The sequence below is a fragment of the Acaryochloris thomasi RCC1774 genome, assembly GCF_003231495.1.
Taxonomy (GTDB): domain Bacteria; phylum Cyanobacteriota; class Cyanobacteriia; order Thermosynechococcales; family Thermosynechococcaceae; genus RCC1774.
This window is the reverse complement of sequence record NZ_PQWO01000047.1, coordinates 1-15,912: the sequence shown is the minus strand read 5'-3', so window position 1 is coordinate 15,912 and position 15,912 is coordinate 1. Positions and strand designations below refer to the sequence as shown.

Here is a 15,912-nt window from a genome sequence, read left to right as displayed (position 1 = left end):
CTTTTTTGCCAAGATCAAGCAGTATCGGGCAATTGCCACACGCTACGATAAACGAGCCGTCAATTTTCTAGGAGCTATTTACCTAGCAGCCTCTGTTGTATGGCTTAATTGATGACACGCCCTAGATTCGCTGGCCGCTTAAAAACACACATGCTCATGTTTGTAAGCTTGTAGATACCGGTTAATTCCCAGTCTTCAGCCCCTAGACCATTGAGCAAATCAACAAACAGTAGGCCGTTCCAAGATTTTTGAATCTCATCTCGAATCGTGACCTCCTGAATTTTAGTGCCGGGTAAGATGAACAGCGTCAATGTCATGTATTCCCAAGCCATCACTCCGTCTCCATCCCTTCTGCTTATTTAGACCTCTAAAATCTGCTTCAAATCCTTGAGAAATAGACCGCAGCGATCATAATCACCCCTAGTAGTGCTGCGGGCACCCAAAGGTCAAGATTGTTCGCCTCTAGCTTAGGTGTGAGGAGCAGTCTGGCAAGATAAAGGGAAGACATAGAGGATAAACGATGGAATCTCCAAAGCAGTCTATCATCTGGCTAAAAGAGCGATCTCAACTCAACCTCTTCCCTGAACCCATCCTCAAAGCCCTGGCCCCATCGCTTCAGGAGATTAGCGTTGCGGAAAATCGGCGACTCGTCCTAGAAGATACGCAGCCAGATGCCCTGTACATTCTGTACGAAGGCAGAATGGAACAATATCGCACCCATGAAAAAAGTGCGGCCTGGGCCAGCAGTCTCTTACCCGGCACCGTTCTGCACCTTAATGAACTCCTGCTAGAGCAGCCGACCCAGTATACGGCGATTACCCTTACAGATTGCCAGCTATGGATGATTCCCAAAGCTGAGTTCCTTGAGATTGCAGTCCAGCATCCTGAGATGGTGCAGCTTGTTTCACGACAGTTATCGCAAGACCTGGCTGAGGTCTCGGCACAGCTTGCCCAAGAGCAGGAACGACAGACCATTCTGCGCCCCTATCTTGTCCCTCGAGCGCAGCGCGGCATTGTCGGCAAGAGCCGCTATGCGAGTAAACTCCGCCAGCAAATTCAGGAGGCCAGTCAAGATCGCAGCTCCGTCCTCGTTTTTGGTGAACCCGGTCTGGAAAAAGATAATGCAGCGGCTCTGATTCACTTTGGCTCTCAGTGGCGACGCGAGCCAATTATTCAGGTCAACTGCAGAACGCTACAGGCTAGCGGGGCCGAACTCTTTGGCCGAGCAGGAGGGCAGCCTGGTTTTTTAAAAGCCTTGGGGCAGGGCACCCTCGTTCTCAACAATATTCAAGAGCTACCAAAAGAGCTACAGCAAAAGCTTCAGGTTCTTCTGGAGACCGAAAGCTATACTCCTGTCTCGCGTGATTCTCAAGTAGCACCTCAAAAAACACAGGCTCGGATCATGATGGTTTCTGAGCAGGTTCTCCCTGAGATTGATGGCTGGGTCGGGCACTCCATTAAAGTACCGCCGCTGCGGGTTCGCAAGGCTGACATGAAGACGCAGGTTAGCTATTACATTAGCCTGACTGCCCAAGAGCAGGGTATCTCGAGGCGCGGTATTTCCTCGACCGCTCTCAGACGACTGCAGGCCTATAGCTTCCCTGGTAATTTAGCCGAATTGCAGGGATTGATTGAGCGAGCGATGGCTCAGGTTTCTGGCAGCTGTAACCTGACGGAAGAATTGTTTTGGCCAGCTCAAGCACCTAAGCAGCGGTTCCGACTGAACTTACTGAATGCCTATCCAGGACTTCGCGCGTTTCTGCGTAGTGACTGGTGGCCCACCCGCATTAACTACGGCTTTACGCTCACGGCTTTTGCCCTCGTTGTCCTGCTGCTGTTCTTAGGGCCGCAGCAGCGTGATCAGAACGTAGCTCTCAATTTGTTTTGGGCTTGGTGGTGGCCGTTGGTGCTGCTCAGCTTTCCGTTCGTAGGTCGTTTGTGGTGTTCGGTCTGTCCATTCATGATCTATGGCGAGGTGGCGCAAAAGCTGTCGCTGTGGCTGGTGCCCCGGCAGCTCAAAAGCTGGCCTCGCCAGGAAGCGGAACGATGGGGCGGCTGGTTTCTCTACAGTTTATTTGTGCTGATCTTCCTCTGGGAGGAGCTATGGAATCTAGAGAATACGGCCTATCTGTCGAGCTGTCTGCTGCTGTTGATTACGGCGGGGGCAGTAATTTTTTCCGTGATCTTTGAGCGTCGCTTTTGGTGCCGCTACCTGTGCCCGATTGGTGGGATGAACGGCCTGTTTGCCAAACTTTCGATGACCGAGCTGCGCGCCCAGCAGGGCACCTGTTCGGCGGAGTGCAGTACCTACCAGTGCTACAAGGGCGGTCCTGAAAAGGGTGAGGGACAAGAAACGAACGGCTGTCCGATCTATTCTCATCCCGCTCAGCTAGAGGAAAATCGAGACTGTGTATTGTGTATGACCTGCCTCAAGGCTTGTCCCCATCGCTCGGTTGAGGTGAATCTGCGCCCCCCTGGGATTGAGCTGTGGACGACCCATCAGCCCCGTAGCTATGAGGTGGCGCTGCTGCTGCTGTTGCTGGGCGGTATTTTCCTGCATCGGTTGCCGGAGATCGAGTCGCTGCTGCCGGTCAATTTGCGCTTAGGTGAGTTTTGGCCGCACTTAGGGGTGTCTGTTGGTGTGCTTGCGATCGCATCTCTAATCCCTCTAATCACCTACAGGTTTCAATATTCCTTACAGAGAAAGCCCCGCCCTTTTGTCGAGATGGCCTATGGCTACCTCCCGCTCGTCCTTGGCAGCAGCCTAGCTCACTACCTTGACTTGGGCTTAACCGAGGCGGGGCAAATTTTACCGATTACGCTAGCGACCTTTGGTCTCTCGAGTATTGACCTGCCGATTTTGGTAGCCCATCCGGCCGTCATCAACTTTTTGCAGGGGTCAACGTTGATGGCCGCAGTCGTTCTAACCCTGCTGTTAACTCAGAAAATCGGCCGTCAATCATTCTGGACTCTTATGCCCCAGCATTTGACCACGATTGGTCTGGCCGCAGGTCTTTGGCGGCTAATCGTCTGAATCGTCGAACTAGCAATCTCACAGCTCAGACTGGAATAAAGAACGACTTTGTAAGTCGCTCCGCCGCTGTCCATTACGTAATTCTGGCTGCCAGCGGAAAGATGAGATTTGTGAGGATGTAGACTGGCGGGGAATATCAATACCTAAATCGATGCGAGTTTCGATACTATTTGCTGAGCGCGATGATGTCTCTGTTTTCTCCACTAGAGGAGAGCGGGAGCTGATAATGGGAGTACCTAAACCAGAAGCGAGTTCAGTCGGCTCGCTCGGTTCGTTGGCACGAGGTGCCGACAGGGCCGGAAGACTAATGGAAAATACGCTCATTACAAGCCCAAGGGAATATAGAGCAGTTTTAGGGTAAACCATGATTCATCCTCTACGTGTCAAAAATAATAGAAATCGAACAATTCTGTGTAGTCGTTATGCTGCTTACAGATTTGGATTGATAGAGAGGGCTGCCATTCTTTTCTCAGATGAGCTGGGAAGGATCTGACTAGGGAAGACCGCCTCAAGTCCCAGGGCCCGAATACCTAGAGCGGCATTTTTGAAGGCAGTTTAACGATTCAGGGGCTAAGAAATCTGCAAAGATATTGACGCCCACGGCCCACTTCAAAAGGTAAAGGGCCGTTGCCGTTGTGAGAGTCCTGCAGAGCCATGATATTGCTTAAGAGCCTGTGGATAGGGACCTCGCCACCGATAGAACGGGTGTGCAGCAGCGAGGTGCTAGGTCAGAAAAACTGGACCTACAGAATCGAAGAAATTGATCACCAGCTAGTTTTGGTTCAGGGACTCAGAGTAAAGAACTAACGAAAATGGTGACCATGATGGAAGTTCTTGTGGCCAACAAATTTCTTGCCATGAAATTTGTCGTGACCGCGGTGGATCTTCTTCACTTTCTTGAATCGCTTCGGACTGTGATGGAATTTTTTGTGACCGTGGTGGCCTTTCTTAAACTTCTTGAACTTGAGGGCAACCAGCTGCGTCTCTGACTGGTTCTCAATGGCGTGATCAAGGGTTTTCGCTTCAACCGTGCGGCCCGTCGTTAAGCCAAGGATAGCAACGGCGAGTCCAACAAGAGCGGTATTAATTTGGTGGCTTTTCTTGTTTATCATTTGGTTCTCCAACCTCGATACCTTCAATCTACGAGGGTTGTCTGAGACCTAAATGATCCATTTCTATATGCCAACGACGAACTTGCTGAGGGTATTGGTCGAGTTCGCTGAGAAAACTGAGAAGGCGATCCAGAGCACCGACAAAGATATCTTTTGTCAGATACAGGTTAGAGATAATAAAGCTAGAACTACCATCGTGTATGGAATTGAGCAAGATGAATGGCGAAATGAGACAATGGCCAAAACCTCTTTGTCGGTCTTCAGATCAGGTAAAAGCTGGAGTCTTGAGGGAAGCTGGCCTCTGCTTCATATATCGAAGCAACTTGCCGGAAACTTTCTCAAGGCCATCACGACAATACTACCCAGTGGGGTGAGGCAATTGTCTACACTATTGGGCAAGCTCTAGAGATAAGTAGAGGTACAAATCCCACTTCTTCATACACAACGAGTGAAAGTCAATTGTAGGTTGATTGAAAGAAGCGTACAAAGCGACACCCTTAACTTGGAGCACCGTGTCATGTGGTCTTTTCTATTTACACAACTCATCAGCTTTTGGGTGATCGCCTGCGTCTTTGGGTATCACTTCTCCCTAGAAGCTCAGACTTCAGTTCGCAGCGAGTAGACTCTGATCTCAGACTTAAGTAGGAGCAATGCTATGCTCAGTCTTTCAATTCTCTTAGCGCTGGCAACCCTTGGCATCGCGGCCACACAATACAGCAATATCTATCTGTTCCATAGAAACCATAGGTAGATATCAATGCTGCCGATTCACAGATTGAACCTACCTTTAGGTCAAAATAGTCTGAACCGTTAGGGAGAGGCATTTGTAGTGAGATAGATATCCGGGTCTAGAACATGCAAAATGACCAGGACTAGCCCTAGCCCAAAAGCTTACTCAAAAATTTAAAGCTTCAAATAAAGTGAAGCCTTGGGCTGAGAAAACTGAAAAATGGCACTCTATGCACAGGTCTCCCATGGGATTGTTTTTGTTCAACGAAGCCAAATTATCAGCACGGCCTGATTGTGGCGTACAGGTTGTCCGAAGTATTTAGATCAACATCTTCCCAATCGATGCTGATGTCAACCTCATCCCATTCATCGTAGTCTTCATCTAAGCACTCACCCCAGCAGCGATCCGCCACTTGATTACAGAGTGCTGATGCTGCATCTACGATGTTCAGATGCTCTTCTCCAGCTTGCTCGTTGTGATGTGCCTGTAACGCTTCACATAAATCTTCTGGCGTTACTTCCTTGCCTATTTCTTCTGACGCAAACTCAGTCAGTTCAGTCATTCCAATGATGATTTGATTGCCAGGATCTTTATGGAACTCTGCAACAATTTGATTCAATATGTCTTGCTGGTTCATAACAGGCTCTTCTGCTCTCGTATTGCAGTGTTCCCAAGAAGATGGGTTCTGTATCAGCCTTGAACTCTTTTTAAGGGGTGAGCTTGGGTAAAGATGTGCTGCGGTCGTTGAAGGCGCGCTCAAATCATGAGTTGGAGTTGCGATCGCACCCCTATAGATTTCTCTATTTCTCTGAAGCGCTGTCGGTTCAAACAGAGTCCCAGTCTTTGCAGGCATCAGACTCTGGACCATAGGGATACATCGCACATACTAAGATGTTATTACCGTAGGCCATACCGTGATAGTGACGACAGCCAATGCAGGCTGAATGGTCCTGTAGCCAGGGATTAATAGTCTGAGTGACGGGTGCAGAGACTTCTTCCAGCCAGGGCGTTAAGTGCTGGTCCAGATAAAGAAATTGGGTTTCTAATGTTTGGTCTAGGCGGTCGCTTAAATCTCCGAAGACAGGAGCGACCCGCTCCTCTATATCATCCATCGCCTCTAAAGAGCTATCGAGTAGCTGCTCCGTGGCTTTTCCACCCTGCTTTGCCATCTCCCAGAGTAGGTTATCCACATCTCGCGTGATCGTGCTAAATTCGCCCTGTATCTGCTTTAACCAATCGTCCATCGCTTTCTCCTGAACTGATGCACTCTTCAAGGACCTGCCGTCACAAGGTTGTAAGCCGCCACTTTCAAATATTCTAATTAGTTGGTGCTTCTTTGACGCGATCGCGTAATTTGCCAGCTCAACAACAGCACTGGCAGTAGCCCTACCACAATAATTGCTAAAGCTGGAGCCGCCGCCTCAATCAGGCGTTCATCCTCGGCGTATTGATAGACCCGCACTGCTAAGGTCTCAAAGTTAGACGGCTGCATCACAATGGTGGCCGGGAGCTCTTTCATGACGTCCACAAAGATCAGCATCACCGCTGTGAACAGACTCCCTTCCATAATCGGCACATGGATCTTGCGCAAGGTGCCGACAGTACCCTGGCCTAAACTGCGAGAGGCATCATCCAGGGTCGGCCGAATTTTGCCGAGGCCGGTCTCGACAGTGCTGAGGGATACGGCCAAAAATCGGACCAGATAGGCCAAAACCAACCCCACAACCGTGCCGCTGAGCAAAAGCCCTGTAGAGAAGCCAAAGGTGTTCGTCATCCAGGTATTGAGTGAATTATCAACCCAAGCGATCGGGATCAAAATTCCTACCGCAATTACTGACCCCGGCACGGCATAGCCCATCGACGAAATACGGACGCCAAACCGCAGCAGCGGGTTGCCCTGCAGCCTGACTCCATAGGCTAAAAACAGTGATAGTAGAACTGCAATGGCCGCCGTCACGGAAGCTAACAGTAGGCTGTGGTTGGCTAACTCGAAAAAGCTCTGATTAAAGCGAGCGGTTCTCTCACTCAGCGTCATCTGCAGCAGCAGCCCTCCGGGAATCAAGAGGCCCAGCACGATGGGACTCAGGCAAACGAGTACGGCCAAGCAGGCCCGCAGACCTACAAGTCTGTAGGTCGAGAGCTGCTGCTGACTACTGCTGGTTTGATAGTAGCGGGCCCGCCGTCGAGACCAGCGCTCCAGGAGAATGAGGCCCAAAATAAACATCATCAAGACGGCGGCTAACTGGGCTGCGGCCTGACGTTCTCCGCTGCCGAACCAGGTGCGATAGATACCCGTCGTAAAGGTCGAGACGCCAAAGTACTGCACGGTACCAAAATCATTCAGCGTCTCCATGAGTGCTAACGCTAAACCGGCGGTGATCGCAGGACGAGCCAAGGGTAAGGCAACTCGGCGAAAGCCCTGCCAAGGATTGCACCCTAGGGCACGACTGGCCTCTAAGGTACAGGTGGCCTGCTCTAAAAAAGCAACTCTGGCAAGCAGATAAACATAGGGGTAGAGAACCAGGCTCAGCATTGCGATCGCACCCCACAGAGACCGAATATTGGGGAACCAGTAGTCAGTCGCGCTTTGCCAGCCAAATACCCCCCGCAGTGCCGTCTGTATCGGGCCGTAATAATCTAAAAACTCGGTATAGGTATAGGCCAGCAAATAGGCAGGAGCTGCCAAGGGCAGCAGCAATGCCCATTCAAAAAAACGGCTACCAGGGAAGGAGCAGAGGGTCACCAGCCAAGCGGTGCCGACCCCCAAAAGCAAAACGCCTGCGCCAACGCCCAGCATCAAGCCAAAGGAATTAAGAATGTATTGCGGTAGCACCGTAGATGCTAAATGTCCCCAGGTGTTGCTTTGGTTAGAAAAAACGCTGGCTAGCACCACGAGGATTGGCGTTGCAATTAAGGATGCGATCGCAACCACCCCAACGGTCCAACCGTTGAATTGCCTAAAACTCTTCCAGCCACTCAGCCGGTCGGTGTATCCCTTCAAATTCTTAAGCCCAGATTGCTAAAAGCTTCCATCTACCATATCAAAATCACTCCAGCTCTCTGGACCCGATTTTGGGGAACGAAGCTACTCAATAATGCCTGCAATTGACTGGGTTACGGTCAGCCTCTCTTTCGCATGACAAGCAGTCCATTGAGGGGAGACAGTATTAAGTGGCCCCCCAGCTTCTGTTAACTAAAATCCCTGAGCATTTTCTTGATTTCGAGATTGTGCATCTCTTCTTGACCAATTTTGGTGCGCGTATATTCTTCTAGGTAGATGCTGGCATCTTCTACAACATCCAGCAGTTCTTTGTATAAATGCAGGGCTTTTTGCTCGTGGTTCAGGCTCTCCTGCAGCAGGTCTTGGACTGAGTGACGATGGGTTTCTTCAATGGTTGAGATGCGTTGGCTTGGGTGTCCTTCTAGACCCGTGATGATTTCTCCTGCTTCCTGAGCGTGGAGCAGTGATTCACTAGCCTGAGCTTTGAAGAAATCAACAATGGGAATTCTATTTGGCCCCGTAACCATGAGCGAATAGTGGGTATAGCGAACCACACCAGCCAGCTCAAATTCCATGATGCTGTTAAGCAGGGCCGTTGTCTTTGAGGTGTCGAGATCTTTCATGGGGTTCAGGGAAGTTCCTACGATGCTGATGAATGGTTCGAAAGTTTGGCGGGTGGTTGACCTAAGCTCCGAAGGTATGAGGTACCAACGATGGTTAAGAATAGACTATAGCTGATTACCTGCAGCCAGTAGAGGTGGTCGCGGTATCCCAACAGGGCTTTGAAGATAACCCCCGGAAATTGGCTGTCGGGCAAAACGGCGCTGACATCCCAGGCGAGCGCTCCCAGAACGCAGGAATCGGTAGAAAAACAGAGGGTATTGGCTGGTTTGAGCAGACTAAGGGCATAGATCGCTGCGTCGATATTTTTGAGGGCAGAAATGACGAGACCGGCCACAATGAGCAGTAGAAAAATGCCCATCACTTGAAAGAATCGACGCAGGTTAATTCTGATTCCCCATTTGAACAGGGCAAAGCCAATGCCAACGGCCCCGGATAACCCAAGGACGGCACCTAATGCAGCTGAGTTCTGTTGTGCATTGGCAAAAATGAACAGGACGGTTTCAAAACCCTCTCGCAGAACAGCAATGCCCACCAGTGTAAAAACGCCCCACCCCGCTGCACTGCTCTGTAGCGAGGACGTGAGAGAATTCTCGATCTCTCCTTTGAGGGATTGGGATTGCTGGGTCATCCAGATCAGCATCCAGCTCAGCATTGCGATCGCAACCACACAAAGTCCACTTTTCAAGAACGGCTCTAGCACTGGTTGTAGCTGAGGATTAACTTCTCCAACTTTACGAAGTCCCCAACTCAGCAGTTGCCCGATCAGTAAACTGCCCCCAATTCCAGCCAAAATACCCCAATAGACCCAGGGAATTAGGTCATCTTTGCGACTTTTGGTTAAAGCTGCGAGGACAATGCCGACTACAAGTGCTGCTTCGACCCCTTCTCTAAGAGTAATGACAAAAACCGGCAGCGCGCCTGCAAAATCCATTGATGATCTCCTGTGCTAGAACCAGCTAGCCATGAGTGTAGCGTAGGCAGGAATAATTCTCAGTTAAAAGGTTTGCCGTGACTTCTGATGATTTTGTACAAGTTAGGATGATCTCAGATCCTCAAGCCAATCTATACATGCAATGAAACTTCTAGCCAGCCCTCTCCGCGACTGGATAGCCGCACTTATGGCAACAATTTGAGCTGATTGGAATCATGCCACGAAGATTGACGCCACAGGATATACAACAACCACCGAGCGGGACGGCTTTACCAACATAATCAACTTCTGTAGTATTGCCTGACGATTGGCACCAATCAATCAGATTCCGAACAGTGCGGGGAGTTACTGCACCATTTTCTATACCCCACTCTGGACATCGAAATCGACGCCAGACTCCGCCAGTGCCAGCTACACGCGGAAAATCAGGTCCATGAACGATAATATGCCTTATATCGCTAGACTGTCGCAAGTGGTAATGAACGATGAACTGTTTGTCATCGGAGAAAACGTGCAATACATAGTTGGGAAAGTCATAGTCTTCCTTGACATACCAGACATACAGCCGATTATTAACGGTCAACTTCCGTCGTTTTTTAGTGCTTACGCCCATGACTACTACAATCCGAGTTTTTTGAGTCTCCAAGCATTCTCATCGTAAAGGCAACTTCGGGATCTATTCTTTTTCTAAGAAGACAGAAGTACTTTACAAAACAGCCGAGCTTAGAGTGCCAAGCTTCGCTCATAGCCAGTGAGTTCAACATATCCTTTGCCTTTGATCACTTGCTGAGAACGAGAGCCGGAAAGCTTCACAGCCCCTTCCCAGTAAGTTGTCGAGAACAGTAGCTCTTGATTGTTTATTAACGGAGACACCTTAGCATTGAGATCCAATCGAGGAATCGCAATATCCCACTTGGCTGGATAAACGGCCTGAGATTGTGGACTTTTCCAAGTTTTCAGCACATCGATCTCAAAATCCTCGCGGTTGAGATGCATGACCTTTCCCTCAGGGCTAATGTAAGTGCCGTTAGATTCTGGCGTCGTGTTGTTGTCTGCCGTTCGCAAGCCGTAGAGCATGAGGGCAGATCCATCGTCTAGTTCCAGTGAAAACCAATCCCAGCCCTCGGTTCCTTCGCTGAGAGCGCTGGTGGAATACTCATGATCAGTCCAGCTCGAGCCTGAGACAGGATAGCTTTCTCCCTGTACTGTGACCGTGCCCGTTGTGGGCTGTTGAACCACCGAATAGTAGTAAGAAGCATTTCCCGGTTCGGAGCCTTTGGCACTGTAGCCGCGATCGCCCTGGAGTACTGGCTTTGTCAGCGACAGGGTCAAATCCAACGAGACTTCTTCTCCTTTAGCCTGGAGCTGCACTTGTTCGGGTGATGTGGCTTCAATCGACCAGTCATCAAGCCACAGCCGATAGGGATCTGCCTGTGCTCCGGCTAAACCGGCGGCTCCTCGACTAAAGCGCTCCTGCGGATAAAAATTCTGATCTTGGATATCGCTGAGGGTGAAGTGTGCAAAATAAATCTGATTACTGCGCCACAGGGATCCCGGCTCCGCTTCACCGGTTGTTAGACCCCGACGAAACAGTGTCAGCTCATAGCCAAAGGGTCGTCCGGTCTCGGTCTCTAAGTTTCCCGTGTAATACCACCACTCTGTTTGATAGTCCTCATGGGGGCCAAAATCCTGCGGGAACTTGAGGGGAACAGGTGCGATCGCTTTCTTGAAAGCGGGCGTTTCGGCAGGCTCTAACCACTGGACATTTCCCTGCTCTACTGCCCAAACAGGAGAGACTATTAACAACAGGATCAGCGATAGTCCTGCTAGCCATTTCAATATTTGCATTTTTCAACACTGCATTGCTGATAGGTTTGCTCAGCTTCGCTCACAACAAGATTTGTAATTTACCCTGGAGGTACTCATGTTACCCCAAGAGCCAGATCTGGATAACTCTGAAAATAGAGGGGGCTATCATATGCTCCTAACCAAATGCGATTTGCTAGGGAGAAGTACCCAATGGCTACACTCACGATTGAAATCCCCGACGATCTAATGGAACAAGTCGCCCCCATCCGCGATCAAATCCCTGAGCTGCTGCGCCGCTGCCTGCAACCAGCCACACTATCTGCTCAAGTTTATCGCTACATTCTCGACTTTCTTGCTAGCCAGCCCACCCCGGATCAGATTGCTGACTTTCGGCCCACCACAGAAATGCAGCAGCGTCTGACATATCTTCTAGATCGGAATGCAGCAGAAACAATCACGTCAGAGGAATGTCAAGAGTTAGACGAATATGAACAGATTGAACATCTCATTATTTTGCTTAAATCTGGCAACCTCCCCTATCTCTCAGCAATGGCTGAATCGTGACAAATATTCCCGCCTTACTCCGTCGCCAAGTTAAGGATCAGGCCAATTATTGCTGTGAATATTGCTTACTGCCGAACGATGCCAGTTTTTATCCCCATGAAGTCGATCACATCATTGCCCGCAAACACGGCGGCAAAACAACAGCAGAGAATTTGGCCTACGCGTGCTGGCGCTGTAATCGTCACAAAGGGACTGATCTTGGCTCGTTTGACCCCGAAACGGGAAACTTTAGCTTTCTGTTCAATCCTCGGACGCAATGTTGGAACGATCATTTCAGCCGACATAATGCCCAGATCAGCAGCAAAACCACAGAAGGGCGCACCACCATATCTTTACTCAAGCTTAATACTCATGAGCGCATCGTAGAGCGACAGCGATTAAACCTCTAACCTGATCCTTTAAGAATGGATAAGGCTTGTGCAAATATCTGATGACCTTACTCTTCTCGAATTGCTGCTGCCACTGTGACCCGTCCCAAGCGCCAAGCTGGATAGATTCCCGCCAGCAGTGCCGCTACCACCGCCACGGCCCAAGCTTGCCAAAAATAGCTGGGGTTAAGCTGCATCTGCAGCGTCCAGCCAAAGGATCGCACGTTGATGACGTAGATTAAAATCCAGGCCAGCACGTAGCCCAGCGGCATCGCCAATAGCCCCGCAACATTGCCCATTAGTCCTGTTTCAAGAAGCGTCAACCCCCAAAGCTGGCGCGGCGTCATACCGGTGGCTCGCAGAATGCCGATTTCACGGGATCGCTCTAGCTGTAGGCTCATCAGTGCACTAAGAACCCCGATAAAAGCCACAATCACGGCTAGCAAACGCAGCGCCTGGGTAATGGCAAAGGTCCGATCAAAGATCTCGATGGAACCATCTTTGAGGCTACGCGTAGACTGAATGGTCACATCTGTACGGCCTTGGAAATGCTGTCGCAGCTCGTCTACAACATCATCTGCTTCAAATCCGGGCTGGGCAAACAAGCCCAAGGAAGCCACACCATCGTCTTCCCAGCTTTGAATAAACAGATCGTCGTCCAGAATCATTGTCCCTACATCTGACGAATAGTCGTAAAACACCGCCACCACCGGAAAGGTCTGCGGTCCCTGTGGACTCTTGATCACAATGGAAGTCGGCGGCTCTGTCAGACTGGCCTTGAGCATCAACGCTTCTGAAATAATCACGCCCTCCCCTCGATCGAGCGCTGCCCAGGGATCTGTCCCCGGCTCTTTCTTCCAAGCGTAGGGCCGCTGCCCATGTGAAACATCGCCCCCCGCAGAAATTAGCTTGACGGGTCTGTCTACTTCAACTGTGGATAGATCTTGTCCTTCGCCATAATTGAATGCCGTCACCGTTGCGTCGGCGTCGTTGTAGGTAACCACTTCTTCTAACCCCGGCCAGCGCTTAATCTCACCCACGACAGATGGGTCGAGCTGCCCTAAGACCCGATTAGCCGTTGTGCTGGGGGGGGACACATAGATATCGGCCTGCAGCGTTTGGTCAAGCCACTGCACCACCGTTACCCGGAACGAACCGACCATGATTGAGACGCCCACGATCACGGAGACGGCGACCATGAGAGCTGCGATCGCAACTGAAGTCCGGCTCAAAGATCGAATAATATCCCGAGGAGCCAGTCGTCCCAAAACGCCTAGCCGCCCAGTCAAAGGCTGCACCACTCGCATCAGCGCAGTGGTAATCGGCGGCGTCAGCAGCGCTGCCCCCAACAAAATTGAGAACAAGCCCGAAAACGCCACCACTAAACCTGCCTGCATCCGCAGCAGCAGAATGCCCGCCACCGTCGTCAGCCCCCAGGTCAAAACCAACCAAGGCAGCAGTCGCTGTACTTTATTCTCTAATGAAGAGCGCTGCAGAATCGTCTGCGGGCTGGTCTGCATCGCCTCCAATGCCGGAACCAGAGAAGCCAGTAATGCTGAAGCCACTCCGATACTGAATCCCTTGATCAGAGAAAGTGAAGAAATAGCGACCTGCTGCACGCTGACGACAAAGTAAAAATCATTAATCGTCTGGGTAATTAACCCCACAATGCTGCGGGCCAGTACCACACCCAGTCCTAATCCCACTGCGGAACCGAGCACGCCTAAGATGGCTGACTCACCCATAATCAAGACGAATAGCTGTCCCGGCGTCGTTCCCAAGCAGCGCAGCACGCCGAATAAGGGCCGTCGCTGCACCACGCTGAAGGTGACCGTGTTGTAGATCAAAAACATTCCCACTACCAGCGCTAGCAGACTTAGGGCCGTCAAATTTAGCCGAAAGGCCGCCGTCATCTGCCGCACGGCATTTTTCTGCGCTGCCGCTGTCTCAAGCTGGATCCCCTCCGGCAATAGTTGCTCCACTGCTGCCAAATCCGCCTCAGATCTTGAGATTAAATCGATGTGGCTCAGATGCCCCGGCATCTCCAAAACTTCCTGAGCCGTGGCAATATCCGTAAATAGCAAACTGCTCAAGGCTCGACGGGTAGTGGAACTCTCCGGCTGTACTGTTCCTACAACGGTTACGGTTTCCAGCCGCCCCGAGAGATCTAACGTGATTTGATCTCCCAGCGCCACCTGATAGCGGTCGGCCACGTCTGCGCCCAGTACTACTGTATTTGGCTGTGTCAAAAAGTTGAGGAGTCCCGCTTCACCCACTGTCCGATTCTGTGGAACGAAATAGTTGCGAAAGGGAGATTCTGCGAACAGATCGACTCCCACCAACCGCATGGGCTGGTTACCCAAGTCAGGTGCAAGGACGTAGCCGTCAACGATAGGGGCCACCGTCACGCCCCCTAACTCCCGCCGGATCTTTGTATACACCGACTCATTGATCCCTGCCGGTGCCAGCGCTTCAATTTGATGGGTGGCTCGACCTGCGATCGCATCTGTAGACAACTCGAAAGCCGTCTGCGCCGATCCATTGGCTAGATCAATGGACACCATCATCGCCACACCGAGAGCGACCCCGATTAGACACAAAAAATATTGAAGCGATCGCATCCTAAAGCGCCGCCAAGCCATCCGCCAAAGAGGGCGATTGGAGCTACGGAGTTCTGTCGCTGCCTCTGTACCGATCATGAGCGAACATCCTGAACTGTCTCTTCTGCCAATTGTCCATCGTGCATTCGCAGCACCCGGTCGGCCCGCTGAGCAATATCTGGATTGTGGGTCGCCATGATCAATGTTTTATGGGCGGAGCGCGTCAGCTCCAGCAGCAGCTCTAGAACCGTCTCCCCTGTCTCTTCATCTAGATTCCCGGTCGGTTCATCTGCTAACACCAGCATTGGGTCATGAACCAATGCCCGCGCAATCGCGACCCTCTGCTGCTGTCCGCCCGAGAGCTTATCCGGGAAAGTTTCCCCACGGTCGCCCAATCCCACTCGCTCTAGAAGTGCGATTGCTTTCTTTTTCACCTCTGCTTGGGGCACGCCTGCTAACTCTTGTGGCAGCGTAATGTTCTCTAGCACCGTCAAGGTCGGAATCAAATTAAAGAATTGAAAAATAAAGCCGATGCGATCGCGACGGAATAAAGTGCATCGTCGCTCATTCAAGTCAGAGAGACAAACGCCATCAATGATGATTCGTCCCGTTGTCGGCCGCTCAATGCCGCTGACTAAGTTAAGGAGCGTACTTTTACCGCTCCCGCTTTGTCCCAAAAGCACAACAAATTCTCCCGCCGTAAAGGAGGTCGTGATTTCTCTAAGAACTTGCCGGTCAGCAACTCCTTCCTGAAAAGACTTACTGAGACCGTTCAATTGAATAAAAGCCTGGGCATCAGCCGCTGTAATCTCTGATGTTGCCTGTGCCGAGGAAGACCGAGCCATCTTTAGTTAATCCTAGAAAAGGTAAAAGCCTTAACAAAGGTTAACATTTTGTCGATAGTGCTCTTGGCACTAAGGTCAGACTTGCAATTTCTAATTATTTCTGTTACATTAGTTTACAGAGACGACAGCTTATTCAATGTCGCTCAACATACATACCTAACAAACATACGCAATACATATTATGACAACCGTTCTACAACGTCGCGAAAGCGGCAGCGCCTGGGAGCGCTTTTGTAGCTGGATCACAAGCACCGACAACCGTTTATACATCGGTTGGTTCGGCGTCTTGATGAT

Annotated in this window: 14 protein-coding genes and 2 pseudogenes; 5 read left to right on the top strand and 11 right to left on the bottom strand. The window is 50.7% G+C overall.

Going from position 1 to position 15,912, the window contains the following annotated elements; all coding sequences use genetic code 11:
• Positions 1–112, top strand: a pseudogene (locus tag C1752_RS27305) (IS5/IS1182 family transposase); the annotation flags it as partial.
• On the opposite strand, the gene C1752_RS27300 reads toward C1752_RS27305, so the two are convergent.
• Complete coding sequence (locus C1752_RS27300; RefSeq protein WP_110989195.1) at positions 105–332, bottom strand: hypothetical protein; 228 nt, start codon at positions 330–332, stop codon at positions 105–107. The pseudogene C1752_RS27305 and the gene C1752_RS27300 sit on opposite strands and share 8 nt — an antisense overlap.
• A gap of 188 nt (positions 333–520) precedes the next feature.
• Between C1752_RS27300 and C1752_RS27295 the strand changes: the two genes are divergently transcribed.
• Positions 521–3,034, top strand: coding sequence for a sigma 54-interacting transcriptional regulator (locus C1752_RS27295; RefSeq protein ID WP_110989194.1), 2,514 nt, complete (start codon positions 521–523; stop codon positions 3,032–3,034).
• 18 nt (positions 3,035–3,052) lie between these two features.
• Here C1752_RS27295 and C1752_RS27290 read toward each other — a convergent pair whose 3' ends face one another.
• The 8 genes from C1752_RS27290 to C1752_RS27245 form a co-directional block, all read right to left on the bottom strand.
• Entirely contained in the window at positions 3,053–3,400 is a 348-nt protein-coding gene (locus C1752_RS27290) for a hypothetical protein (protein WP_110989193.1), read from the bottom strand.
• A 437-nt stretch (positions 3,401–3,837) separates the two neighbouring features.
• Positions 3,838–4,146 carry a hypothetical protein gene (locus C1752_RS27285; RefSeq protein ID WP_110989192.1) on the bottom strand — a complete coding sequence of 103 codons (309 nt, stop codon included), beginning with the start codon at positions 4,144–4,146 and terminating at the stop codon, positions 3,838–3,840.
• Between the two features lie 1,007 nt (positions 4,147–5,153).
• Positions 5,154–5,513 carry a hypothetical protein gene (locus tag C1752_RS27275; protein ID WP_110989190.1) on the bottom strand — a complete coding sequence of 120 codons (360 nt, stop codon included), beginning with the start codon at positions 5,511–5,513 and terminating at the stop codon, positions 5,154–5,156.
• Between the two features lie 187 nt (positions 5,514–5,700).
• Positions 5,701–6,120, bottom strand: coding sequence for a hypothetical protein (locus C1752_RS27270; RefSeq protein ID WP_110989189.1), 420 nt, complete (start codon positions 6,118–6,120; stop codon positions 5,701–5,703).
• A gap of 77 nt (positions 6,121–6,197) precedes the next feature.
• The gene (locus tag C1752_RS27265) at positions 6,198–7,877 is read right to left on the bottom strand and encodes an ABC transporter permease (RefSeq protein ID WP_110989188.1); all 1,680 of its coding nucleotides are present in this window, start codon (positions 7,875–7,877) and stop codon (positions 6,198–6,200) included.
• A 188-nt stretch (positions 7,878–8,065) separates the two neighbouring features.
• Positions 8,066–8,500, bottom strand: a complete 435-nt coding sequence (locus C1752_RS27260) for a ferritin-like domain-containing protein (protein ID WP_110989187.1) — start codon at positions 8,498–8,500, stop codon at positions 8,066–8,068.
• A 17-nt stretch (positions 8,501–8,517) separates the two neighbouring features.
• Positions 8,518–9,432 carry an FTR1 family iron permease gene (locus C1752_RS27255; protein WP_110989186.1) on the bottom strand — a complete coding sequence of 305 codons (915 nt, stop codon included), beginning with the start codon at positions 9,430–9,432 and terminating at the stop codon, positions 8,518–8,520.
• A 723-nt stretch (positions 9,433–10,155) separates the two neighbouring features.
• Positions 10,156–11,280 carry a lipocalin-like domain-containing protein gene (locus C1752_RS27245; RefSeq protein WP_110989184.1) on the bottom strand — a complete coding sequence of 375 codons (1,125 nt, stop codon included), beginning with the start codon at positions 11,278–11,280 and terminating at the stop codon, positions 10,156–10,158.
• 171 nt (positions 11,281–11,451) lie between these two features.
• Between C1752_RS27245 and C1752_RS27240 the strand changes: the two genes are divergently transcribed.
• Together C1752_RS27240 and C1752_RS27235 are read left to right on the top strand one after the other, a co-directional pair.
• On the top strand, positions 11,452–11,805 hold the full coding sequence (locus C1752_RS27240) for a hypothetical protein (RefSeq protein ID WP_110989183.1): 354 nt from the start codon (positions 11,452–11,454) through the stop codon (positions 11,803–11,805).
• Complete coding sequence (locus C1752_RS27235) at positions 11,802–12,194, top strand: HNH endonuclease (RefSeq protein ID WP_199464549.1); 393 nt, start codon at positions 11,802–11,804, stop codon at positions 12,192–12,194. The genes C1752_RS27240 and C1752_RS27235 overlap by 4 nt, the downstream gene beginning before the upstream one ends.
• Before the next feature lie 47 nt (positions 12,195–12,241).
• On the opposite strand, the gene C1752_RS27230 is transcribed toward C1752_RS27235, so the two are convergent.
• Together C1752_RS27230 and C1752_RS27225 are read right to left on the bottom strand one after the other, a co-directional pair.
• Positions 12,242–14,872 carry an ABC transporter permease gene (locus tag C1752_RS27230; protein WP_110989181.1) on the bottom strand — a complete coding sequence of 877 codons (2,631 nt, stop codon included), beginning with the start codon at positions 14,870–14,872 and terminating at the stop codon, positions 12,242–12,244.
• The gene (locus tag C1752_RS27225) at positions 14,869–15,618 is read right to left on the bottom strand and encodes an ABC transporter ATP-binding protein (protein ID WP_110989180.1); all 750 of its coding nucleotides are present in this window, start codon (positions 15,616–15,618) and stop codon (positions 14,869–14,871) included. Before C1752_RS27225 ends, C1752_RS27230 begins: the two co-directional genes overlap by 4 nt.
• Positions 15,619–15,799: 181 nt before the next feature.
• Here C1752_RS27225 and C1752_RS27220 point away from each other — a divergent pair.
• Positions 15,800–15,912, top strand: a pseudogene (locus C1752_RS27220) (photosystem II q(b) protein); the annotation flags it as partial.